Raw genomic sequence first — 19826 nt, forward strand, 5'->3', positions numbered from 1 at the left:
CCCCCCCCCGCTGGCTGTTTGCCCCAAGACGCAGCCCGCGTCGAAACCGTGCAATCCGCGTTACGGCCTGGCCATCCAGTCGCGCACGGCCGCCACCTGATCCGGTGTCATCCGCAGGCCCAGCTTGCTGCGCCGCCAGATCACGTCATCCACCTGTTGCGCATATTCATGGGTCATCTGCCAGCGCAGTTCCGCCTCGGTCAGACCGGCGCCGAAATCGCGGCCTGGATCGCCTGTCATGATCTGTGCCGCCTCGGTGCCATAGGCGCGCACCAGCCGCAGCGCGGTTGCACCGTCCAGCGCGGGATGGGCGCGGCGCAGGTCGGCCACCAGCCCCGGCACCCCGTCCACCGAAAAATCGCCGCCGGGCAGTGGTGCGCCTGCCGTCCAGCCCGGCCCCATCCCGGCGAAATACGGCGCCAGCCGTGACAGAGCCGATTCGGCCAGCCGGCGATAGGTGGTGATTTTGCCGCCAAAGATGTTCAGACAGGGCGCACCGCCTGCCGTATCCAGCGACAGCACATAATCCCGCGTTGCCGCCGTCGCCGATTTTGCGCCGTCGTCATACAGCGGCCGCACGCCGGAATAGGTCCAGACGATCTGATCGCGTGTTACGGGCACCCGGAAATAACCGGATGCGAAATCGCACAGATATTGCTGTTCTTCGGGCGTGCAAACCGTCTCGCCCGGCGCGCCGTGATGTTCGGCGTCGGTGGTGCCGATCAGGGTGAAATCGCCCTCATACGGGATGGCAAAGATGATCCGCCCGTCCGTGCCCTGAAAGAAATAGGCTTTGTCATGGTCAAACAGGCGCGGCACGACGATGTGACTGCCGCGCACCAGACGCACGCTTTCGCGGCTGGCCAGATGCGCCACATCGCGGATCACGCTGCCAATCCATGGCCCGGCGGCATTCACCAGCGCACGGGCGCCAAAGCGGCGGCCGTCGGCCAGTGTCACCTGCCACAGCCCGTCCTGCCGCTGCGCCGACATCACCTGTGCGCGCGTCAGAATATCGGCCCCGCGCAGCGCCGCATCGCGCGCGTTCAGCACCACAAGGCGGGCGTCATCCACCCAGACATCGCTGTATTCATAGGCCCGCGTCAGCCGGGGCTTCAGCGGTGCCCCCTCGGGCGTGTGCCGCAGATCCAGCGCGGTGGTGCCGGGCAGGATCTTGCGCGCGCCAAGGCTGTCATACAGCGCCAGCCCGGCCCGGATCAGCGCCGCAGGCCGCCGCCCGCGCGCCCAAGGCATCACCCGTCCCAGCATCCGCGACACCGGCGTGTCGTTGTCAAAGCGCATCTGCGGGTCCAGCGGCAGCACAAAGCGCATGGGCCGGGCGATATGCGGCATGGCGCGCAACAGCACCTCGCGTTCGGCCAATGCTTCGCGCACCAGGCGGAATTCCAGATATTCCAGATAGCGCAGTCCGCCGTGGAACAGTTTGGTCGAGGCGCTGGAGGTGGCCTGCGCCAGATCACCCTGTTCGGCCAGCCGCACCGACAGGCCGCGCCCCGTCGCATCGCGCGCGATGCCGCAGCCGTTGATGCCGCCGCCGATGATGAACAGATCGGTGATCCCGGTCATGTGTCGCCCCTTGTATGCCGGGCGGATGGGGCCACGGGCAGGCGCGTCTGTCAACGCGGTTTCTTGCGTCACCACAAGGCGGCGCGGCAGGTTGTCCCGCCGCGCCGTTTTCTGTCGCAGATTGCGTTACGCGTGCAGGTCGAAGCGGTCGGCCTCCATCACCTTGACCCATGCCGCCACAAAATCGCGGGCGAACCGTTCGGCGCTGTCGTCCTGCGCATACATTTCCGCATAGGCGCGCAGCACGGCGTTCGAGCCGAACACCAGATCAACGCGCGTCGCCGTCCATTTCACGGCACCCGAGGCGCGATCGCGGATTTCATACAGTCCGCCATCCACCGGCACCCATGCGTTGTTCATATCGGTCAGGTTGACGAAGAAATCGTTGGTCAACGCGCCGATACGATCGGTGAACACGCCGTGCCGGGTGCCGCCGTGGTTGGTGCCCAGAACCCGCATCCCGCCGACCAGCACGGTCATTTCGGGCGCGGTCAGCCGCATCAGCTGGCTGCGGTCCAGCAGCATTTCCTCGGGCTGAACGGCATATTCCTGTTTCTGCCAGTTGCGGAAACCATCGGCCAGCGGCTCCAGCGGTTCAAAGGATTCGGCGTCGGTCTGTTCGTCGCTGGCATCGCCGCGACCGGGATGGAAGGGCACGTCGATGCTGAACCCGGCGGCGCGCAGGCCCTGTTCCACGCCGATATTGCCCGCCAGCACGATCACATCGGCAAGGCTGGCCCCGGCATCGGCGGCGATGGGTTCCAACACCGACAGCACACGGGCCAGACGGTCGGGTTCGTTGCCCGCCCAGTCCTTTTGCGGCGCCAGACGGATGCGCGCGCCATTGGCCCCGCCGCGCATGTCAGATCCGCGATAGGTGCGCGCGCTGTCCCATGCGGTGGCAATCAGATCGGCCTGCGACAAGCCGCTGTCGGCGATGCGCGCCTTGACGGCGGCCATATCCCAGCCCGTCTTGCCCGCGGGGATCGGATCTTGCCAGATCAGGTCTTCGGACGGCGCCCACGGGCCGATATAGCGGTCCTTCGGCCCCATGTCGCGGTGGGTCAGCTTGAACCAGGCACGGGCAAAGGTGTCGCGGAAATATTCAGGATCGGCGCGGAATTTTTCCATATAGCCGCGATAGATCGGATCGACCTTCATTGCCATGTCGGCATCGGTCATCATCGGCATACGCCGGACCGAGGGGTCATGCGCATCGACGGGCATATCTTCCTCGGCGATGTTGACCGGCTGCCACTGCTTGGCCCCGGCGGGCGAGGTGGTCAGTTCCCATTCGTGATCCAGCAGCATCGACATGAAGCCGTTGTCGAAGGTGGTCGGATGCGTGGTCCACGCCCCTTCCGGCCCGCCGACGACGATGCCCTTGTTGCCACGGTTAATCCAGCCCAGACCCTGATCGTGGATCGGTGCGCCTTCGGGTTCGGGGCCAAGCAGATCAGGGCTGCCGTTGCCATGGCATTTGCCGACGGTGTGGCCGCCTGCGGTCAGCGCGGCGGTTTCCTCGTCGTCCATGGCCATGCGCTTGAAGGTTTCGCGGATCTGATCGGCGGTCTTTTGCGGATCGGGGACGCCGTTCACCCCTTCGGGGTTCACATAGATCAGGCCCATCTGCACGGCGGCCAGCGGGTTTTCCAGCGTGTCGGGCTGATCGACATTGCCATAGCGTTCGTCGCTGGGGGCCAGCCATTCCATTTCGTCACCCCAATAGGTGTCGATTTCGGGTGCCCAGATGTCTTCGCGGCCAAAGGCAAAGCCATAGGTCTTCAGCCCCATGGATTCATAGGCCAGCGTTCCGGCCAGGATCATCAGATCGGCCCAGGACAGCTTGTTGCCGTATTTTTTCTTAACCGGCCACAGCAGGCGGCGCATCTTGTCGGTGCCGCTGTTGTCGGGCCAGCTGTTCAGCGGCGCGAACCGCTGGTTGCCGGTGCCCGCGCCGCCGCGCCCGTCTTCGAGCCGATAGCTGCCAGAGGCATGCCATGCCATGCGCACCATGCTGCCACCGTAATGGCCATAATCGGCGGGCCACCAGTCCTGACTGTCGGTCATCAGCGCCAGCACATCGCGCTTGACCGCCTCGTAATCCAGCGTCTTGACGGCGGCGCGATAGTCGAAACCGCTGAGCGGATTGGTTTTGGTGTCGTTCTGGGCAAGAATTTCCAGTTTCAGCGATTTCGGCCACCAGCGCGTCACCGATTCCTTGTTCTCGGTATTGGCGCCGTGCAGCACCGGGCACTTGCCGGCGGGCAGATCGTTTCCGTCCATGAGCTTCCTCCTAGCGGGTGGCGGCGGGGGTGGTGGACCCGCGCATGGTCTTTATGTGGTTGTTACGCGGTCAAGGTAACAGCTCTGTGCCATCATTGGAATTATGATATTCTGACCGCATCCATCAGAGATGTTGATGATGCGCTGCCAAGGCTTGTCCGGCCAGCCCCCTTGCCCCACCATTACCCGAAACAAGGGGGGACTTTATGCTGCGTATCCTGTCGCGTCCCGCCACCCGCCTGATGGAGCGGTGGCTGCCGGACGCATTCATCTTTGTGATCGTGCTGACGCTGATCGCGATGCTGGCCGCCATCGGCATTCAGGGCACCCGCCCGGACGAGCTGATCCGTATCTGGGGCGACGGCATGTGGGGGCTGCTGGCCTTTTCCATGCAGATGCTGCTGGTGCTGGTGACGGGCTATATCCTTGCGTCATCACCACCGGTCAAGCGGCTGCTGACGGCATTGGCAGGCCGGGCCGGGTCGGCGGGCGGGGCCATCGTTATGGTCACGCTGGTGTCGCTGCTGGCAAGCTGGATCAACTGGGGCTTTGGTCTGGTCGTCGGTGCGATCTTTGCCCGCGAACTGGCGCGGCAGGTGCGGGTGGATTACCGGCTGCTGGTGGCGTCGGCCTATTCCGGCTTTGTCATCTGGCACGGCGGACTGTCGGGATCGATCCCGCTGACGGTGGCGACGCCGGATCATTTCACCGCCGACATCATTGGCATCATTCCGACGGGCGAGACGATCTTTGCGGGCTGGAACCTGCTGATCTGTGCGGCGCTGTTCGTGGCGATCCCCATCACCAACCTGATGATGATGCCGCCGCGTGATGAAACCGTGCTGGTCGATCCGGCGAAGCTGGGCGACGATACGCCCGTGCCGCCACTGCCCGCCGATGCCACCCCGGCGCAGCGGATGGAGCATTCGCGCCTGCTGATGTGGGCCATCGGCATTCCGGGACTGGTCTGGCTGGTGATCTATGCCGTCGGGGGCGGCGGCATCAACCTGAACGTGGTGAACTTTGGTTTCCTGTTCCTTGGGCTGGTGCTGCATGGCACCGCGCGCAGCCTGCTGGCGGCGCTGGATGATGCGGTCAAGGGCGGGGCGGGGATCGTGATCCAGTTCCCGTTCTATGCCGGGATCATGGCGATCATGACCGGCACCGGCCTGGCGGCCACCATGTCGGAATGGTTCGTCGCCATTTCCACCGACCGCACCCTGCCGTTCTGGAGCTTTATTTCAGCCGGGATCATCAACATCTTTATCCCGTCAGGTGGCGGACAATGGGCGGTTCAGGCCCCGATCATGCTGCCCGCCGCGCAGGAACTGGGTGCCGACATGTCCAAAGTGGTGATGGGTGTAGCCTGGGGCGATGCCTGGACAAACCTGCTGCAACCGTTCTGGGCGCTGCCGATGCTGGGTATCGCGGGGCTGAAGCCGCGCGACATCATGGGCTATTGCGTGGTGGTGCTGCTGATTTCGGGGCTTATCATCGGCGGCATCCTGTGGGTGATCTGACCTGAGCAGCGCAGACCCGGCGCTGCCTGTGGGCGCGCCGGGTCTGTCGGGCAGGCATCAGACCCAGTTCATGCCGATGAAGTTTTCGCGAAAGGCGAAACTCACCAGATGCTTGTCGATGACAAAGCGCGCCTCGATCAGATCGCCGGCGCTTTCGGCCGTCATCGCCGCGTGCAACCCGTCGGGGCGGGCGGTCAGGCGGACCTGCGCGGCTTTCAGCGCGAAAGAGGCACCGTCTTCGGTGTCCGTCACCTCGATCTTGTGGGCGAAATGGCTGGCCAGTTGCCGCACATATTTCGCTGCATGTTCAGTCGGGTAAAATGCCTGCGCGTCCATCGGTGATCCTTTCAGTGGTGATGCAGCACCAGCGGGCGGTCATTGTGCCGCGCCACGGTGATCGGCGTGTCATACAGCGCAGCAAGCGCGGTTTCGGTCAGCACCTCGTCGGGGGTGCCTTGCAGCGTGATGCGGCCATCTTTCAGCGCGACGATATGATCGGCCCATGCGGCGGCATAGTTCACCTCGTGGACGACGACGACGACGCTTTTGCCAGTGCGGCGGACCAGACCGGCCAGTTCACCCATCAGCGCGCGGGCGTGGCGCATGTCCAGATTGTTCAGCGGTTCATCCAGCAGCAGCCAGTCGGTGTCCTGCGCGAATGTCATCGCCAGAAAGCCGCGCTGCGCCTGTCCGCCCGATAGCTCGTCCAGAAAGCGGTCAGCCAGCGGCATCAGCCCGAAACAGTTCAGCGCATCGTCCACTGCGACCTGATCCTTGGGGCCGGGGCGGCCCTGATGATGTGGCCAGCGGCCAAAGCCGACCAGTTCGCGCAGCCGCAACCGGCTGGCGATCAGCGTCTGCTGGCCCAGAATGGCGACGGTGCGGGCCAGCGTTTCGGTGGGGGTGCTGGCCACGTCCAGCCCGTCGATGCTGATCTTGCCGGTCTGCAACGGCTCCAGCCGCCCGATCAGGCGCAGCAGTGTCGATTTGCCCGCACCGTTCGGCCCGATCAGCGCCGTGACCCCGCCTTTGGGCAGGGTGGCGGTGATGTCGTCAAGAATCGTCGTGCCCGCGATCTTGTGGCTGAGATGGTCAAGCCGGATCATCGGATGCGTCCCTTCAGCAGCAGATACAGGAAAAACAGCCCGCCGCCGAATTCGACCACCACCGATAGCGTGGCCTGTTGTCCCAGCAGGCGTTCGAACAGGAACTGTCCGCCGACAAGGATCACCGCCCCGATCAGCGCGGCGGCGGGCAGCAGGACGGCGTGGCGGTGACATCGTGCCAGCCCATGCGCCACGCCCGATACGATCAGGCCGAAAAACGCCACCGGCCCGACCAGCGCGGTCGATACCGCCACCAGCACCGCCACCAGACACAGCGTGCCGATCACCATGCGCGACCGCCGCAACCCCAACGAGATTGACGCATCATGCCCCAGGGCCAGCACATCCAGACGCGGCGCAAGGCGCAGCGCGATCACGATGGCGGTGGCGCAGATCGCCCCCGCCCAGGGCAGCAGCGTGGTATTGGCGCGGGCAAAGCTGGCAAAGCTGGCCGCCTGCACCACGGCATATTCGTTGGGGTCCATCACGCGCGCGATCAGCCCGCTGGCCGAACGAAACATCACCCCCAGAATGATGCCGGTCAGGATGGTGCGGGGAATATCGCGGCTGCCCTGACCCAGCAGCGTGCCAAACAGCAGCGCGGCCAGCACGCTCATCAATGCGATTTCGCCGATGAACTTGCCCGCCAGCGGCAGCGCCGCCACCGCCGAGGCACCCAGCCCGGCAACCAGCGCCGTCTGTAACAGCACATACAGCGCGTCAAAGCCCATGATCGAAGGGGTCAGCACCCGGTTGGCTGCGACGGTCTGGAACAGCATGGTCGAAACAGCGACCGCCGCGCCCACGGTTATCAGCGCCGCCAGCTTGACCGCGCGCAGTTCCAGGATGAAGGCGCGGTTGCCGCCGCCGATGCCCTGAAACATCCACAGCCAGCTTAGCCCGGCCAGCAACAGTGCCAGCCCGCCGATCAGCAGGTCCGGGCGCGACAATGCGGGGGCGGAAACCGGGGTGGATGTGTTCATTACGTCAGCCATGCGCGGGCCTGCGATAGAGAAGCCACAAGAAAATCCCGGCCCCGGCAAAGCCCATGACGGTGCCCACCGGAATTTCAAACGGGTGAACCAGTGTGCGGGCCAGAATATCGCAGGCCATCAGCAGCGCCGCTCCGCCAAGCGCGACGACCGGCAGCGTCTGGCGCAGGTTGTCGCCCATCAGGCGTGCCACGATATTGGGCACCACCAGCCCGACAAAGGGGATCATGCCGACCGTGGTGACGACCATCGCGGACACGATACCGATCACCACCAGCCCCAGCCGCATCACGCCGGCGCGACGTAGCCCCAGCCCGGTGGCGACCTGATCGCCCAGTGACAGGATGGCAAAGCGGTCGGCGGCGAAAAAGGCCAGTGCGGCGGCCCCGCCCGCGATCCACAGAAATTCATAGCGCCCGGCGACGATGCCCGAAAACTCGCCCGTCATCAGCCAGGTGCCGATATATTGCATCAGATCGGCCTGCCAGGCGATAAAGGTGACGACCGCGCCGATAACGCCCGACAGCACCAGCCCGGCGATGGGAACCAGCATCACCTCGCGCACGGGCAGGCGGCGGATCACCGCCATGAACAGTGCTGTCCCGGCCATGGCGGTGATGGCGGCGACGGCGATCTTGGCCCAGATCGGTGCGCCGGGCGCCCATAGCGTGACCAGCAGCAGCCCCAGAGCCGCGCTTTCGCTGGTGCCCACGGTGTCGGGACCGACAAAGCGGTTGCGCACCAGCGCCTGAATCAGCACCCCCGCCACGGCCAGCGCCGCGCCGGTCAGCATCACCGCCAAAGTGCGCGGCAGCCGCGATTCCATCAGGATCATCGCGGCACCGGGGTCTTGCCATGCGCGTGTCACATCGACGCTGGCCGCGCCTGTCCACAGGCTGACCAGCGTCAGCGCGGCCAAGGCCGCTATGGTCAGGCACGCGCCGCGTGTCACTTGGTCAGCGCCTCGGTCAGATTGTCGATGACGGTATTCAGCGCGTGATAGCCGCCAGCCGCGATATAGATCTCGGTCGAGGGCAGATAGACGACCTGTCCCTTGGACCATGCGCTGGTGCCGTGGATCAGCGGCATGTCCAGCGTGGCCTGCGCCGACTGGCCCGTCTCGCCGATGGCGGCACCGCGATCCATCACGAACAGCCAGTCGGGGTTGGCATCGGCAATCAGTTCCGGCGACAGCGCGCTGCCGTGATTGGCGGTCGGGTCAAGGCTGGCGATCGCCTGCGGCATCCCGGTGACAGCGTGCAGCCAGCCAAAGCGCGAGCCTTCGCCATAGGCCGCCATCTTGGGACCATTGGTCATAATGACCAGCGCGGTGCCTTTGCCTTCGGCGGCAGCGTGCAGGGTGGTGATCTTGTCATCCAGTTCGGCGTTCAGTTCCGCGGCGCGGTCCTGACGGCTGAACAGGGTGCCATAGGCGGTGATGCGATCCTTGGCCGCAGCCAGCACATCGGTGCCCAGCGTCATGTCGATGGTGGGCGCGATCCGCTCGACCGCCTGTTTCTGCGTGGCCGAGCGGCCCGCGACGATAATCAGGTCGGGGTTCAGCGCCGCCAGCTTTTCCAGATCGGGTTCGAACAGCGTCCCGACCGGGGCAGCCGCCACGCTGTCCTTGAGCGCGGGCAGATACAGATTGTCGGGCACGCCCTGCACCGGCACGCCAAGCGCGGTCAGCGAATCGAGCGCGGCAATATCGTAAACCGCGACGGTCGCCGGGTTCGCGGGCAGGGTGACATCGCCCTGTGCGGTGGCGATCGTCACATCTTCGGCCAGCACGGGCGCGGCCAAGGCAATTGCCGCAAGGGTGGACAGCATGAAATCTCGCACGGGGGGTTCCTTTCGCATATGTCTGGCGTGTGGCTGTGCGGCTGGCTTCACGCGGAGGCGTTTTTATTGCCTTTGCCGCAGAATGACCAGTTTTCCTAGTAAAAAAATCGGGAATCAGTGTCGCAGCCCGTATCGCAGGGGGTATCTGGCAGCGGGTCATCTGATCGTGATCGGTTGGATAAAGCTTTCGCTGCGTCCGCTGGGGGGGGGTGACACGCGGGGCAGACGTGCGGCCTGACGGGTCAGGGCCTGATCGGTGCGTGGATTGCCGGTGGAACTGACCAGTCGCCCGCTGATGGCCCCGTTCGGGGCCACGGTGACGGCGACCTGCACCTGGCCCGACCCGCCGCGCCCGCTGGCGCGCGACATGTGCCGGGTGATCTGTGCGCCGACACGGGATTTCCACTGGTTCATCTGCTGTGGGCTGGCGCTTGGCTGTGCTCCGCTGCCACCGCCGCCCCCGCCCGCGCGTTGTGCTTGCCGGGGTTGTTGCGTTTCCCGTGTGGGGCGTTGCTGAGTCTGCTGCTGCCGGGGGCGTTCCCGTTCGCGCTGCACGGTTTCGCGTGGCGGGGTGCGGCGCAGGGGCCGGGGGGCGGGACGTTCGGACACCTCAAGCGCGTTATCCGGCGGGGGCGGCAGAAACGCCGCATCGGGGGGCGGCGTCAGCATTTCGGGCAGGGGCGGCAGCGGGATCGGCGGCAGTTCCGCGATTTCGGGTTCCGGCTCGGGTTCTGGCTCAGGCTCGTCTTCCGGCTCGGCTTCGGCGGTTTCGATTTCCTCGACCTCGGCCTGAGGCGGGGCCGCTTCGCCGGGCAGGCCGGGGGGTGGTTCCAGGTCCAGCAGTTCGACATAGACCGGGGCGGACATGCTGGCGAGCTGCCGTTCCTGCGCCATCGCCCACCACGCCACGCCGCCATGTGCGCCGATGACCACTCCGGCGGCCAGCGCCCAGCGGGCGGTGTCTTGCAGGAATCGTCCCGCGCTCATGGCGCGGTCCCCTGATCCAGCCCGACCAGCGCGATCCGGGTCCAGCCGGCATCGCGGACGCGGTTCATCACCCCCATCACCTCGCCATAGGCGATGCTGCGGTCGGCGCGCAGGAAAATCCGCGCCTCGCGGTCGCCGCCGGTTGCGGATTCCAGCGCGGCGGGCAGGGCACCCTCGCCCACCGGATCATTGCCAAGGCTCAGCGCAAGATCAGGGCCGACGGTCAACCAGACCGGCTGATCGGGCCGCGCCGCCGCCGTCGCGCCGGACACCGGCAGATCGACGTTCACATCCACCGTCGCCAGAGGTGCGGCGACCATAAAGATAATCAGCAGCACCAGCATCACGTCGATGAAGGGCGTGACGTTGATGTCGTGGTTTTCGTCCAGATCGTCGGAATGCAGACCGCCCGCCATGGTTATGCCCCCCGCCGGTCCAGATCGCGGCTGACCAGCCGGATCACCGCCTGCGCGGCATCATTCAGCCGCTGGCGATAGCCGGTGATGGCCCGCGCGAACAGGTTATAGACGATGACTGCCGGGATTGCCGCCACCAGCCCCAGTGCGGTTGCCAGCAGCGCCTCGGCGATGCCGGGGGCCACGACGGCAAGGTTGGTGGTCTGCGCTTCGGCGATACCGATAAAGCTGTTCATGATGCCCCAGACGGTGCCGAACAGCCCGACAAAGGGCGCGGTCGAACCGATGGTCGCCAGAACCCCGGTGCCGATGCCGGCGGCGCGGCCCGCGCGTCCGACGACGCCATCCAGTTGCGAGGCCACGCGATCCTTCAGCCCGGCAGAGGTCGCGTCGGCCGCGATGTCACGCTCATACTGGGCCAGCCGCAGCATATGGCTGGCCGGATCGCTGCTGCCTTTTGTCGTGGCGACGGCGGCGTCCAGACTGGGCGCGGCGATGATGCGGCGCAGGCTGGCGCCGGCACGGCGGTTTGCGCTGAATATCTCGGCGGCTTTTACCACCAGCACCGTCCATGTCACCACAGAGGCCGCCAGCAGCAGGATCATCACCGATTTCACCACGATGTCCGCTTGCCGATACATGCCCAACGGCGACAGGTCGTGTGGCAACCCGCTGTCGATCGCGATTTGCGCCTGCACGGGGGTGCTGGCCACGGCCAGCAGGGCAAAGGCAGGAAGGATAATCCGGGTCGGCTTCATGTCGGTCTCTTTCGGCGGCAGGCGCGGTGTGGGGCGATCTGTCGTGGCGAAAGGTCCGGCCATCCACACGGCGACATGATCCCGCACGGTATCCGCAGGGTCAGAATCGGGCGTCGCGCTGGCGATGGCTTGCGCAGTTAAGGCGCTGTTAAGAATTCATATGAAATTTGTCAACTATCGCCGGGGTGATTTACCGCCACCGTGGCAAAGCGCCTGCGCAGCGCATCGGCACATGCCGCGATTCTGGGCTGACGAAAACCGCTGGCATGGCTCAGCAGATAGACCTGCCGTTCGATGCTGGCCGCGTCATCGAGCACCGGGATCAACGCGCCGCTGGCCAGATGCGGTGCCAGAAAGATGTCGGGCGCGCGCACCAGACCCTGCCCCTGCACGGCGGCGCTGATCGTGACCGAGGCGCTGTTGACGGCAAAATTCGCCTGCGGTCCGGCAATGACATCCTGCCCGTTCACCCGGAACGACCAGCGGCCCGGAACCTCTTCGTTCAGGTCGATAATCGCGCGATGGGCCGCCAGATCGGCAGGCTGGCGCGGGGTGCCCGCGCGGGCCAGATAGCTGGGGCTGGCCGCGATACGGATACGGGTGGTGCACAATCTGCGCATCCGCAGGCTGGAATCGCGCGGCACCCCCAGCCGCACCGCCAGATCAAAGCCACCCGCCGTCAGATCGGCGGTGCTGTCGCCCAGCACCAGATCAACCTGCACTGCCGGATGCTGTGCGGCGAATTCGCGCAATGCGTCGGCGACGATCAGCTCGCCCATGGTGGTGCCGCAGGCGATGCGCAGCCGCCCTGACAGCGCGCCATCGCCATCCAGCGCCGCAGCGGCGGATTCGACAGCGGCCAGCACTTCGCGTGCATGGGGCAGCCAACGTTCGCCCGCCGCCGTCAACGACAACGCTCGCGTGCTGCGATACAGCAATGCATGGCCCAGCCGGGTTTCCAGCGCCGACACATGCTTGCCCGCCAGCTTGTTCGAGATGCCCAGCCTCTGTGCTGCCGCCGTGAATGATCCGGCATCTGTCACCGCCACAAAAGCGCGCACCCCGTCGATGAAATCCATATTATCCCTGTTCAGGCGATAGTGTTCCGCCAATATTGCCTATTAACGGGCATAAAGAACAGACCTATCTGCGGGGCATCACAAAACGCGCCGCTTTGGGCGCCTTGTTTGCAGGAATATGACCGATGACGAATGTGCTGTCCTCTTTCGGCTTTGGCAAAGCCAACGCCACCGCCCATGCGGCGCTGATTTTGCGTGTCACACTGGGCGTGCTGTTTCTGGCCCATGCCGGGCTGAAGATCTTTGTGTTCACCCCATCGGGAACCGCGGGCTATTTCGCCTCGCTCGGGTTGCCGGGGGCGCTGGCCTATCTGACCATCGCCGCCGAAACCCTGGGCGGGCTGGCGCTGATCGTCGGGTTTCAAACCAGCCTTGTCGCGCTGGCGCTGATCCCGGTGCTGCTGGGGGCGGCTGTGCTGGGCCATGGCGGCAACGGTTTCTGGTTCAACAATCAGGGCGGCGGCTGGGAATATCCGGCATTTTGGGCCGTGACCCTGTTGGTGCAGGCGATGCTGGGGGGCGGCGCGAAGGCGCTGACCCGTAACTGAAGGAGAATATGATGACGACAAGTGATGCTCCTGTTTCGGTCAGCCATGTGGCGCTGACCGTCCGCGACCTGCCCCGCACCGGCGATTTTTATCGTCGCGTGCTGGGGCTGAACGATCTGACCTCGGATGGCGACAGCCTGACGCTGGGGCAGGGCGATACCCGCCTGCTGGAACTGCGGCGTGATCCTGATGCGCGCCCGCAGCCGCGCGGGGCCGGGCTGTTCCATACCGCGTTTTTGTTGCCCCATCGCGACGATCTGGGCCGCTGGCTGCGTCATGCCGTGGCTTTGGATCTGCGGCTGGACGGTGCCTCGGACCATCTGGTCAGCGAGGCGGTGTATTTACGCGACCCCGAGGGCAACGGTATCGAGATCTATGCCGACCGCCCCCGGTCGAGCTGGAAAACCGACGGCGTGCGGGTGCAGATGGATACGGTCGCGCTGGATGTGCCCGGCCTGATGCGCGCGCCGGGCGACTGGACGGCGGCACCCGATGGCACGGTGATCGGCCATGTTCACCTGCAAGTTGGTGACATTCCGCAGGCCGAGGCGTTCTATGCCGGGGAGTTGGGCTTTGACCTGACCTCGCAGATCAACGGGGCCAGTTTCTATGCGACGGGTGGCTATCATCACCATCTGGCCACGAATATCTGGAACAGTCGCGGCGCAGGGCCACGCGGGGCGGATACCGCCGGTCTGGCCGAACTGGTGCTGAGTGCGGATGCCGACAGCATCGCCCGTCTGGGTCGCCGTGAATGGCATGATCCCTGGGGCAACCGGGTGGTGGTCGCATCGCGGGCGGCCTGAGCGTAACGGGCACCTGTGACCCGGTTGGGGCAGGTGCCCGGCCTGTTTCTTTGGTCGGGTTGGGGGATTGGCCGGGGTTGCGCCCCGACGCGCTGGACAGGCTATCGCGCTGCCAGACGGCAGGCGACGTCAGGACAGGCACCGGCGTCATCACCAGAAAGATTGGACGCTGTTTATAATGTGCCTGCTGCTCCGCGACCGTATCGCGAACTGATCTGACGGCCCGCACCGCCGAACGTGCGGTGTGTCGTTCATCGCGGCCTTGCCGGGGTGTCTGCATCAGCGCCGCAAAGCAGGCGCGGGGGCATTCGTGATCCGTGCGACAATCGGATGCAGGATGATCTGCTTGCAGGCGACCATCGGGTATGATCCTGCATTCGCCAGCCCGCCAGCCACAGCACAACCGTTCAGGGTCAGTCACCTCGGGCAACAAAACTGGTGCCGGGAGACCTGCTCTGATGCGGGTTCATGCGTATCTGTTTGCGCCGCCGAACGGAACAAACCGCCCCGGCACGTTGGCCAGAACCACACGGATCACGTTTTGACCGGCGAAATCGACCATGCGGCGGCGGGTGTGGCCATGCGTGACATGGCCTGACTCATGCGCAATGCCCGAGGCTGGTTCCTCGGGCACGACCTGCCCGGCATCTTGCACGGTTCCCGGCAGGTGGCGGGGCGGATCATGGCGTGGCGCGGTATTCGATCAGCACCGCCGACATGTCATCGCCGCGTTCGCCCTTGGTGTATTCGGAAATCGACCACGACATTGATTCCAGAAAGTTGTGGCCGTGCAGCATCTGGTTGGTTCGCAGGATCATCGACATCCCCTCTTCGCCCAATAGGCGACCGTCGGGGTTTTCCGCCTCGGTTATGCCGTCCGAGGTTATCAGCAGCCGGTCGCCGGGGTGCAGGCGCACCGATACTTCGTCAAAGCGGGGTTCGGTAAACAGACCAATCGGCATCCCGCCATTGCCCAGCCACACCACCTCGCCCGAACTGCGTTGCAGCACCGGATGCGGATGCCCGGCCTGCACCAGATTTACCATGCCGGTGCGGTGGTTCAGTTCGGCATAGAGCATGGTGAAATAGGTGTCCGTCTGCATTTCGTCCAGCATCATGGTGTTCAGAATGCGGGCCAGACGTTTGGGCGGCACAGAATTGACCCCGCCTGGTGTGTTGTGCAGCGCGATGTTCTGTTCGGCGGAACCGGAAAGATGCACCGCCAGTCGTGCGGCCAGCAAGGCTGCGGCGACACCGTGGCCCGACACGTCAATGGCAAAGATGCCCGCCCGATCTGCGTCGATAGGAAAAAATCCCACCAGATCGCCGCCGATATGGCCTGCGGGGCGCAGCATCAGCGACAGATCGAACGGGCCGAAACTGCCGTTGCGTTCGCGCACCAGCCCCTGTTGCAGCTTGCGCGCCTCGATCAGGTCGCGGTCCATGGCCTCTTGCGCGGCGTGCAGCTTTTCCCATGCGCTGAGCAGTTGCGCGTTGGTGGCGCGTAATTGTTCTTCGAACCGCAGGATGCGTTCGGCTGCGGCCAGCCGGGCCAATAATTCGGCCCCCGCGACCGGCTTGGTCATGAAATCATCGGCCCCGGCGGCCAGACCATAGGCAATGTCGGCCTTGTCGGTTTTCGAGGTCAGCAGAATGAAATAGCCATAGCCTTCGCGCTTCATCGCCCGGAACGCTTGACAGAACTCCGGCCCCGACATGCCCGGCATCACCCAATCCGACAGAATCATGTCGGGCTGGCGCGCCTGACAGATCGCCATGGCTTCTGGTGCTGATGCGGCCTCGACCACCTCGTAACCGGCACGGCGCAGTTGAATGGCCAGCGTGCGTCGCTGGGCGCGGCTGTCATCCACCAGCAAAACCTGTCGGCACGCCCGGACCACGGTGCAATCTGATGGTGGGTCAAAGGATCGATTCGCTTCTTTCATGGGGCGAACGTAACCTGCCGAGCGTAAAGATCGGGTAAATAGGACAAATTCTCATGGCTTAAGGTTTCGGTAAGCGGCGCGTGCTATCGTGCCGGAAAGGGATTCTCGGTATGGGGCAAGGATGATTGACTGGAATCGTGTGATCGAACTGCGCAACGAAGTGGGACCGGATGAATTCGGGCCGGTTCTGGAACTATTCATGGACGAAGTAGAAGAAATCGTCATGCGCCTTGATGCCAGTGATCCGGCACGGCTGGCGCGCGACATGCATTTTCTCAAGGGCAGTGCATGGAATCTGGGCTTTGCCGAATTCGGTGCGCTGTGTCAGCAGGGTGAAACTCTGGCCATGCGGGGCCGGACTGAGGATGTGAAGCCCGAGGATTTCGTGGCCTGCTATTCGACCTCGAAACAGATCTTCATGCGCGATCTGGCCTGTGCGGTCGGTCCGGATCAGGAGGAAACCGGCGTCGCCTGAATGCGGCTTTTGCCGGGGCGGGGCGCAGGATTTCTGATCCAGACAGGGCGGGCACAAGCCCGCCCGGGCCGCGACCAGATCAGGATCTGCCGGTCAGCCTGCCCGCAAGTGGTCGATGATCGCATCACACAACCGCCCCTGGGCCACACGGTCAAAGGCGGCAAACATCGGTTGGCTGTTCAGTTCCAGAAACAGCAACGCGCCCGTGTCATCCGCCATGAAATCTGCGGCGGCGAAATCCAGATTCAGCCTGTCGCACAACCGCACCAGACGATCCGCCAGATCAGGCGGCACATCGGCTACGGTCAGTTCCGCCGTCTGACTGCGGCGATAATCAAGATCGGGCGAGTTCAGCCAGAACCCCAATATCGCATCGCCAATCCGGTAGATCCGCAGTTCAGGGCGATTCAGGCGCGGCTGAACAAAGCGCGGATAATCCGCCCCCTGTGGTGTGTCTGCGATCAGGGCTGTATATTCCCCACCTGCAACCGGCTTTTGAATCAGGTTTTCATGACCGAAAAGGCCGGACAGGTCATTCATGACCTGTGTGGGCGGGATCGCCAACCCCAACTCCTGTGCAGTCAAAAGATTTTCGATCTTGTTGTTTTCCCGCAGATGTGTGTGCCGGTTGAACATTCGGATGCCGGGTTGGGCGCTGATCCAGCCGCGAACAGCCTGATACCAGTTCAACGCCGCTGCCTGCGCCTGTTCCGGGTTGTCGGTCTGATACAAAAACACATCATGGCGACCAAAGAATCCGGTCGGAGAAATGGTTTTGCCGTTTATTGAAAAACGATTGGGCTGAATATCAATATGAAACTGAACGTTGCTCTGCGGCCCCAGCAGCAGATCATGGTAATCAATACCGCGACGATTTAAACGGTCAGCCAAAACCACCATGCTGGGGTCGCCCCGTCCGCCTGCAATCAAGATCATCTGCCCCCCTTTCAGGCCGCAGCCGGGGCATCCGTCAGGCGCCCCGGCTGGCCTCTTGCCCAGGCTTAGACGCCGATGTGAAAAGCTGCATCCAGCGGCAGCTTGTGGCGGTTCAGCTCGCGCGGTTCTTCTTCGCCCAGGGCCATGGTGGTCATGATCGGACCACGCCAGCCGCCGTCTTCTTCGCCAATGGCCATGGTGGTCGCCCAGCCAGAGCCGTGCAGCGCGCCGCCAACATCATCGCATTCCTGTAAGGAAAGGGGGCGAACGGCGTTGTTTTCTGTCGTCATCGTGTCAGCCTTTCTGCTGTTTGCGCGGGATTGCGCTGCTTGATGATTGCCGGGCGGGACAGGTGCGGCAATTCGGTCGGATGTGCTAAACATCCGGCGAATCACGCCATCTTCCGGTCTATTCGGCGGCGATCTGTGCGGCGGGCCGGGGCATGGCCCCTGCGGCCATCACAGCCGCCGCCGTGCGGGAACTGACCCCCAGCACACGCAGAACGGCTGAAACATGCACTCGCACCGTCGAGGGCGAGATGGCTAGATCGCGGGCAATATCCTTGTTCGTGCGTCCTTCAGCGATCAGTTTCAGCACGGTCCGCTGTCGCAGCGACAGTCTTTCAAACGGGCCGCCGCCCGGCGTTGCCCGGTGCCGTGCCTCTGCGGGCGGGGCAGCCATGATGACGATATCCGCGCCGGGGTTAAGCTGCCGGATGATCTGCCGCATGTCGTCCTGATAGGCCGGGTTGGCATTGGTGACGATGATTCTGGTTTTGATGTCCTGCGCGTGCTCGGCGGTCATGGTTTTTGTCTCCTCCGGTTCCGGGTGTGTCTGGTTTTGCCGGAGAGAGCCTGTGCCAAAATTTTTTATGTGAATAACCGCCCATCAGGTGGGGCAGGATACGGCCCCCGCATTTGTGCGGGTCGAAAAATGCGGGATTTGTGCTCAGCCTTGAGGTGATTCGAATATGGTGTGTCAGGAACGGGCATGGGATATTTAGCGGATATCGGCGAAAAATCGCGTGAGTTTAGCCATTGTGTTCTATTTTTTAAGCCATCTGTCCCGATTTTCAGATGCCGGATGTTATGGTTTGATGGGGCTGTCGAGAGATTGTCGGAATAACCAAATGATCCTGTAAGGAAACTATGATGAAAAGAAACATGAAAGAACTGAGCGAGCAAGAACTCGATCAGGTTTCGGGTGGCTTGTTTCTACCCTGGCCGCGCCCTTGGCCGCTGCCGTGGCAGCCCTTCCCGCGTTGGCCGATACTGTGAGGGTTTTGGCATGAGCAAGGAAAACACCTTCATCGAACTGGACCAGATACAAATTGAACAGGTTTCGGGCGCGATGATTGTTGGTCCAATTTTTCCGGATCCGATCGGATATCGGTTTGCTCTTTGGGTGCTCAGTAAATTCAGGCGGTAATAGAGAGTGTCATGAGCCGGAAAGATGCTCTGGCGAATGACGCGGACGAAAGCTCTGTGATCGCGCTGGATGACCGGCAGATCGAAGACGTTTCTGGCGGTGCGCGTGTCGTTGTCGCCGTGCATATTCTGCGTGCGGTTTGGGCCATGCTCCGCGCACGCTGAACGCCCATCCGGGCAAAACCGCCCATTTCGGGCAAATCACAGCAACAAAGGAGGAAATCATGTTTGCTGAAAAGACCGAACTGAAACTGGTCGAAGACCTGAACGAAAACGCCATCGTCGAATTGAACGCGGCGGATGTAGAGGAAGTGTCGGGGGGAGTTATTCCCGCAATCATTTTCGGTGCGTTTGTTGCTGGTTATGTCGTTGGTCGCGCCAGTCGTCGCTAATCGCAAAATCAGAAAGGAATGATGAAGATGTTTGCTGAAAAGACTGAACTGAAACTGTTCGAGGACCTGAACGAAAACGCCATCGTCGAGCTGAATGCGATGGACGTGGAAGAAGTGTCGGGTGCTGCCATTCCCCTTATTGTTTGGGGTGTTATCGCGATTGCCTCTGGTGGCGCGGCTGGTATTGGCTTGGGCTACCTCATCAATCGGTAAACCAAAGGAAGGCTGGTAAAATGTTCAATCTCTCGTCTGAAACGATCATCTGGTTGGCCGTCCTGACGGTGTTAGCGATGGTCTTGGGCTATGGGATCGGATCGGATCTGGCTAATCACTGAAATAAAATCTCTGAAAGGAAAAAGATATGAATGCTCGTGAAAAAGAACTGCTGTCTTTTGAACTGAACGATCAGGATGTTGACTTGATCTCTGGCGGTGTCGTCTTCCCGCTAATCCCGCTGCTGGCACTGGGCGTAGCCTCTGCTGCTTTGGGCTACCAGGTTGGTCGTGATCTGGCCCGCAAATAACCAGTCGGCCCACCAAAGCGGGCCGACCCGCCCTCAAGGCGTCAGAGGGTGCATCCTCTGACGCCACACATATCACAACAGGGATGGATTTTCAATGAGCGAGCAGGAGGAAGGCAAAAAGCCGATTCCCCTTTTCCGTCATGCTGCTGTTTTTCATCAGTCTCGGGGCTTGGATGGTGAGGTTTTGTTGTCGTTGTCGG

At 63.3% G+C, this 19826-nt stretch carries 25 protein-coding genes and 1 pseudogene; 10 read left to right on the top strand and 16 right to left on the bottom strand.

Going from position 1 to position 19826, the window contains the following annotated elements; translation table 11 throughout:
• Positions 1 to 60: 60 nt before the first annotated feature.
• Both glpD and katG read right to left on the bottom strand, forming a co-directional pair.
• Positions 61 to 1587, bottom strand: a complete 1527-nt coding sequence (glpD, locus tag Q4G22_RS13075; protein ID WP_303386338.1) for a glycerol-3-phosphate dehydrogenase — start codon at positions 1585 to 1587, stop codon at positions 61 to 63.
• A 126-nt stretch (positions 1588 to 1713) separates the two neighbouring features.
• Positions 1714 to 3873, bottom strand: coding sequence for a catalase/peroxidase HPI (gene katG, locus Q4G22_RS13080; protein WP_303386339.1), 2160 nt, complete (start codon positions 3871 to 3873; stop codon positions 1714 to 1716).
• A gap of 206 nt (positions 3874 to 4079) precedes the next feature.
• Here katG and Q4G22_RS13085 point away from each other — a divergent pair, with 206 nt between their 5' ends.
• Complete coding sequence (locus Q4G22_RS13085) at positions 4080 to 5393, top strand: short-chain fatty acid transporter (RefSeq protein WP_303386340.1); 1314 nt, start codon at positions 4080 to 4082, stop codon at positions 5391 to 5393.
• A 57-nt stretch (positions 5394 to 5450) separates the two neighbouring features.
• On the opposite strand, the gene Q4G22_RS13090 is transcribed toward Q4G22_RS13085, so the two are convergent.
• The 9 genes from Q4G22_RS13090 to Q4G22_RS13130 all read right to left on the bottom strand — a co-directional run bounded on the left by Q4G22_RS13090 (position 5451) and on the right by Q4G22_RS13130 (position 12573).
• Positions 5451 to 5729 carry a DUF2218 domain-containing protein gene (locus tag Q4G22_RS13090; protein ID WP_303362048.1) on the bottom strand — a complete coding sequence of 93 codons (279 nt, stop codon included), beginning with the start codon at positions 5727 to 5729 and terminating at the stop codon, positions 5451 to 5453.
• An 11-nt stretch (positions 5730 to 5740) separates the two neighbouring features.
• Positions 5741 to 6499, bottom strand: a complete 759-nt coding sequence (locus Q4G22_RS13095; RefSeq protein WP_303386341.1) for an ABC transporter ATP-binding protein — start codon at positions 6497 to 6499, stop codon at positions 5741 to 5743.
• Positions 6496 to 7383 (bottom strand): iron chelate uptake ABC transporter family permease subunit, encoded by an 888-nt coding sequence (locus tag Q4G22_RS13100; protein ID WP_303362080.1) that lies wholly within the window; start codon positions 7381 to 7383, stop codon positions 6496 to 6498. The genes Q4G22_RS13095 and Q4G22_RS13100 overlap by 4 nt, the downstream gene beginning before the upstream one ends.
• Before the next feature lie 103 nt (positions 7384 to 7486).
• Positions 7487 to 8443: an ABC transporter permease gene (locus Q4G22_RS13105; RefSeq protein ID WP_303386342.1), complete on the bottom strand. Its 957-nt coding sequence runs from the start codon at positions 8441 to 8443 to the stop codon at positions 7487 to 7489.
• Positions 8440 to 9321, bottom strand: coding sequence for a siderophore ABC transporter substrate-binding protein (locus Q4G22_RS13110; RefSeq protein WP_303386359.1), 882 nt, complete (start codon positions 9319 to 9321; stop codon positions 8440 to 8442). The genes Q4G22_RS13105 and Q4G22_RS13110 overlap by 4 nt, the downstream gene beginning before the upstream one ends.
• A gap of 168 nt (positions 9322 to 9489) precedes the next feature.
• Positions 9490 to 10320 carry a TonB C-terminal domain-containing protein gene (locus Q4G22_RS13115; protein WP_303386343.1) on the bottom strand — a complete coding sequence of 277 codons (831 nt, stop codon included), beginning with the start codon at positions 10318 to 10320 and terminating at the stop codon, positions 9490 to 9492.
• Positions 10317 to 10736, bottom strand: a complete 420-nt coding sequence (gene exbD / locus Q4G22_RS13120) for a TonB system transport protein ExbD (protein ID WP_303386344.1) — start codon at positions 10734 to 10736, stop codon at positions 10317 to 10319. Before exbD ends, Q4G22_RS13115 begins: the two co-directional genes overlap by 4 nt.
• 2 nt (positions 10737 to 10738) lie before the next feature.
• Positions 10739 to 11557 carry a tonB-system energizer ExbB gene (exbB, locus tag Q4G22_RS13125; RefSeq protein ID WP_303386345.1) on the bottom strand — a complete coding sequence of 273 codons (819 nt, stop codon included), beginning with the start codon at positions 11555 to 11557 and terminating at the stop codon, positions 10739 to 10741.
• Positions 11558 to 11664: 107 nt separating this feature from the next.
• Positions 11665 to 12573 carry a LysR family transcriptional regulator gene (locus Q4G22_RS13130; protein ID WP_303386346.1) on the bottom strand — a complete coding sequence of 303 codons (909 nt, stop codon included), beginning with the start codon at positions 12571 to 12573 and terminating at the stop codon, positions 11665 to 11667.
• 125 nt (positions 12574 to 12698) lie between these two features.
• On the opposite strand from Q4G22_RS13130, the gene Q4G22_RS13135 reads away from it, so the two are divergent.
• Both Q4G22_RS13135 and Q4G22_RS13140 read left to right on the top strand, forming a co-directional pair.
• On the top strand, positions 12699 to 13121 hold the full coding sequence (locus Q4G22_RS13135; protein WP_303386347.1) for a DoxX family protein: 423 nt from the start codon (positions 12699 to 12701) through the stop codon (positions 13119 to 13121).
• Positions 13122 to 13132: 11 nt separating this feature from the next.
• Positions 13133 to 13927, top strand: a complete 795-nt coding sequence (locus Q4G22_RS13140) for a VOC family protein (protein ID WP_303386348.1) — start codon at positions 13133 to 13135, stop codon at positions 13925 to 13927.
• Positions 13928 to 14411: 484 nt separating this feature from the next.
• On the opposite strand, the pseudogene Q4G22_RS13145 reads toward Q4G22_RS13140, so the two are convergent.
• A pseudogene (locus tag Q4G22_RS13145) lies at positions 14412 to 14573 on the bottom strand (M48 family metalloprotease); the annotation flags it as partial.
• Positions 14574 to 14607: 34 nt separating this feature from the next.
• Positions 14608 to 15798, bottom strand: coding sequence for a PP2C family protein-serine/threonine phosphatase (locus Q4G22_RS13150; RefSeq protein ID WP_303386349.1), 1191 nt, complete (start codon positions 15796 to 15798; stop codon positions 14608 to 14610).
• A gap of 196 nt (positions 15799 to 15994) precedes the next feature.
• Here Q4G22_RS13150 and Q4G22_RS13155 point away from each other — a divergent pair, with 196 nt between their 5' ends.
• Positions 15995 to 16348, top strand: coding sequence for an Hpt domain-containing protein (locus tag Q4G22_RS13155; protein ID WP_303386350.1), 354 nt, complete (start codon positions 15995 to 15997; stop codon positions 16346 to 16348).
• A gap of 93 nt (positions 16349 to 16441) precedes the next feature.
• Here the strand turns inward: Q4G22_RS13155 and Q4G22_RS13160 are convergent, their stop codons facing one another.
• The 3 genes from Q4G22_RS13160 to Q4G22_RS13170 form a co-directional block, all read right to left on the bottom strand.
• Positions 16442 to 17284 carry a RimK family alpha-L-glutamate ligase gene (locus Q4G22_RS13160; protein ID WP_303386351.1) on the bottom strand — a complete coding sequence of 281 codons (843 nt, stop codon included), beginning with the start codon at positions 17282 to 17284 and terminating at the stop codon, positions 16442 to 16444.
• 65 nt (positions 17285 to 17349) lie between these two features.
• A complete protein-coding gene (locus Q4G22_RS13165) occupies positions 17350 to 17574 on the bottom strand; it encodes a hypothetical protein (RefSeq protein ID WP_303386352.1) in 225 nt (74 codons plus the stop codon).
• Positions 17575 to 17692: 118 nt separating this feature from the next.
• Positions 17693 to 18088 carry a response regulator transcription factor gene (locus tag Q4G22_RS13170; RefSeq protein WP_303386353.1) on the bottom strand — a complete coding sequence of 132 codons (396 nt, stop codon included), beginning with the start codon at positions 18086 to 18088 and terminating at the stop codon, positions 17693 to 17695.
• Positions 18089 to 18447: 359 nt separating this feature from the next.
• Between Q4G22_RS13170 and Q4G22_RS15740 the strand changes: the two genes are divergently transcribed.
• From Q4G22_RS15740 to Q4G22_RS13195, 6 genes are all read left to right on the top strand, one after another.
• Positions 18448 to 18561, top strand: a complete 114-nt coding sequence (locus Q4G22_RS15740; RefSeq protein ID WP_368661481.1) for a bacteriocin — start codon at positions 18448 to 18450, stop codon at positions 18559 to 18561.
• A 10-nt stretch (positions 18562 to 18571) separates the two neighbouring features.
• Positions 18572 to 18712 (top strand): hypothetical protein, encoded by a 141-nt coding sequence (locus tag Q4G22_RS13175; RefSeq protein WP_303386354.1) that lies wholly within the window; start codon positions 18572 to 18574, stop codon positions 18710 to 18712.
• An 11-nt stretch (positions 18713 to 18723) separates the two neighbouring features.
• Positions 18724 to 18876, top strand: coding sequence for a hypothetical protein (locus tag Q4G22_RS13180; RefSeq protein ID WP_303386355.1), 153 nt, complete (start codon positions 18724 to 18726; stop codon positions 18874 to 18876).
• Positions 18877 to 18935: 59 nt separating this feature from the next.
• Positions 18936 to 19103: a class IIb bacteriocin, lactobin A/cerein 7B family gene (locus Q4G22_RS13185; RefSeq protein WP_303386356.1), complete on the top strand. Its 168-nt coding sequence runs from the start codon at positions 18936 to 18938 to the stop codon at positions 19101 to 19103.
• Between the two features lie 21 nt (positions 19104 to 19124).
• Positions 19125 to 19316: a hypothetical protein gene (locus Q4G22_RS13190; RefSeq protein WP_303386357.1), complete on the top strand. Its 192-nt coding sequence runs from the start codon at positions 19125 to 19127 to the stop codon at positions 19314 to 19316.
• Between the two features lie 148 nt (positions 19317 to 19464).
• On the top strand, positions 19465 to 19626 hold the full coding sequence (locus Q4G22_RS13195) for a hypothetical protein (RefSeq protein WP_303386358.1): 162 nt from the start codon (positions 19465 to 19467) through the stop codon (positions 19624 to 19626).
• The last annotated feature ends 200 nt before the right edge of the window (positions 19627 to 19826 follow it).

The organism is Paracoccus sp. (in: a-proteobacteria) (genome assembly GCF_030538655.1).
GTDB lineage: Bacteria > Pseudomonadota > Alphaproteobacteria > Rhodobacterales > Rhodobacteraceae > Paracoccus.

Coding starts and splice junctions, on each gene's coding strand:
- glpD (WP_303386338.1), bottom strand. CDS start 1,587: ATGACCGGGATCACCGATCTGTTCATCATCGGCGGCGGCATCAACGGC.
- katG (WP_303386339.1), bottom strand. CDS start 3,873: ATGGACGGAAACGATCTGCCCGCCGGCAAGTGCCCGGTGCTGCACGGC.
- Q4G22_RS13085 (WP_303386340.1), top strand. CDS start 4,080: ATGCTGCGTATCCTGTCGCGTCCCGCCACCCGCCTGATGGAGCGGTGG.
- Q4G22_RS13090 (WP_303362048.1), bottom strand. CDS start 5,729: ATGGACGCGCAGGCATTTTACCCGACTGAACATGCAGCGAAATATGTG.
- Q4G22_RS13095 (WP_303386341.1), bottom strand. CDS start 6,499: ATGATCCGGCTTGACCATCTCAGCCACAAGATCGCGGGCACGACGATT.
- Q4G22_RS13100 (WP_303362080.1), bottom strand. CDS start 7,383: ATGTTTCAGGGCATCGGCGGCGGCAACCGCGCCTTCATCCTGGAACTG.
- Q4G22_RS13110 (WP_303386359.1), bottom strand. CDS start 9,321: ATGCTGTCCACCCTTGCGGCAATTGCCTTGGCCGCGCCCGTGCTGGCC.
- Q4G22_RS13115 (WP_303386343.1), bottom strand. CDS start 10,320: ATGAGCGCGGGACGATTCCTGCAAGACACCGCCCGCTGGGCGCTGGCC.
- exbD (WP_303386344.1), bottom strand. CDS start 10,736: ATGGCGGGCGGTCTGCATTCCGACGATCTGGACGAAAACCACGACATC.
- exbB (WP_303386345.1), bottom strand. CDS start 11,557: ATGGCCGGACCTTTCGCCACGACAGATCGCCCCACACCGCGCCTGCCG.
- Q4G22_RS13130 (WP_303386346.1), bottom strand. CDS start 12,573: ATGGATTTCATCGACGGGGTGCGCGCTTTTGTGGCGGTGACAGATGCC.
- Q4G22_RS13135 (WP_303386347.1), top strand. CDS start 12,699: ATGACGAATGTGCTGTCCTCTTTCGGCTTTGGCAAAGCCAACGCCACC.
- Q4G22_RS13140 (WP_303386348.1), top strand. CDS start 13,133: ATGACGACAAGTGATGCTCCTGTTTCGGTCAGCCATGTGGCGCTGACC.
- Q4G22_RS13155 (WP_303386350.1), top strand. CDS start 15,995: ATGATTGACTGGAATCGTGTGATCGAACTGCGCAACGAAGTGGGACCG.
- Q4G22_RS13160 (WP_303386351.1), bottom strand. CDS start 17,284: ATGATCTTGATTGCAGGCGGACGGGGCGACCCCAGCATGGTGGTTTTG.
- Q4G22_RS13165 (WP_303386352.1), bottom strand. CDS start 17,574: ATGACGACAGAAAACAACGCCGTTCGCCCCCTTTCCTTACAGGAATGC.
- Q4G22_RS13170 (WP_303386353.1), bottom strand. CDS start 18,088: ATGACCGCCGAGCACGCGCAGGACATCAAAACCAGAATCATCGTCACC.
- Q4G22_RS15740 (WP_368661481.1), top strand. CDS start 18,448: ATGAAAGAACTGAGCGAGCAAGAACTCGATCAGGTTTCGGGTGGCTTG.
- Q4G22_RS13175 (WP_303386354.1), top strand. CDS start 18,572: ATGAGCAAGGAAAACACCTTCATCGAACTGGACCAGATACAAATTGAA.
- Q4G22_RS13180 (WP_303386355.1), top strand. CDS start 18,724: ATGAGCCGGAAAGATGCTCTGGCGAATGACGCGGACGAAAGCTCTGTG.
- Q4G22_RS13185 (WP_303386356.1), top strand. CDS start 18,936: ATGTTTGCTGAAAAGACCGAACTGAAACTGGTCGAAGACCTGAACGAA.
- Q4G22_RS13190 (WP_303386357.1), top strand. CDS start 19,125: ATGAAGATGTTTGCTGAAAAGACTGAACTGAAACTGTTCGAGGACCTG.
- Q4G22_RS13195 (WP_303386358.1), top strand. CDS start 19,465: ATGAATGCTCGTGAAAAAGAACTGCTGTCTTTTGAACTGAACGATCAG.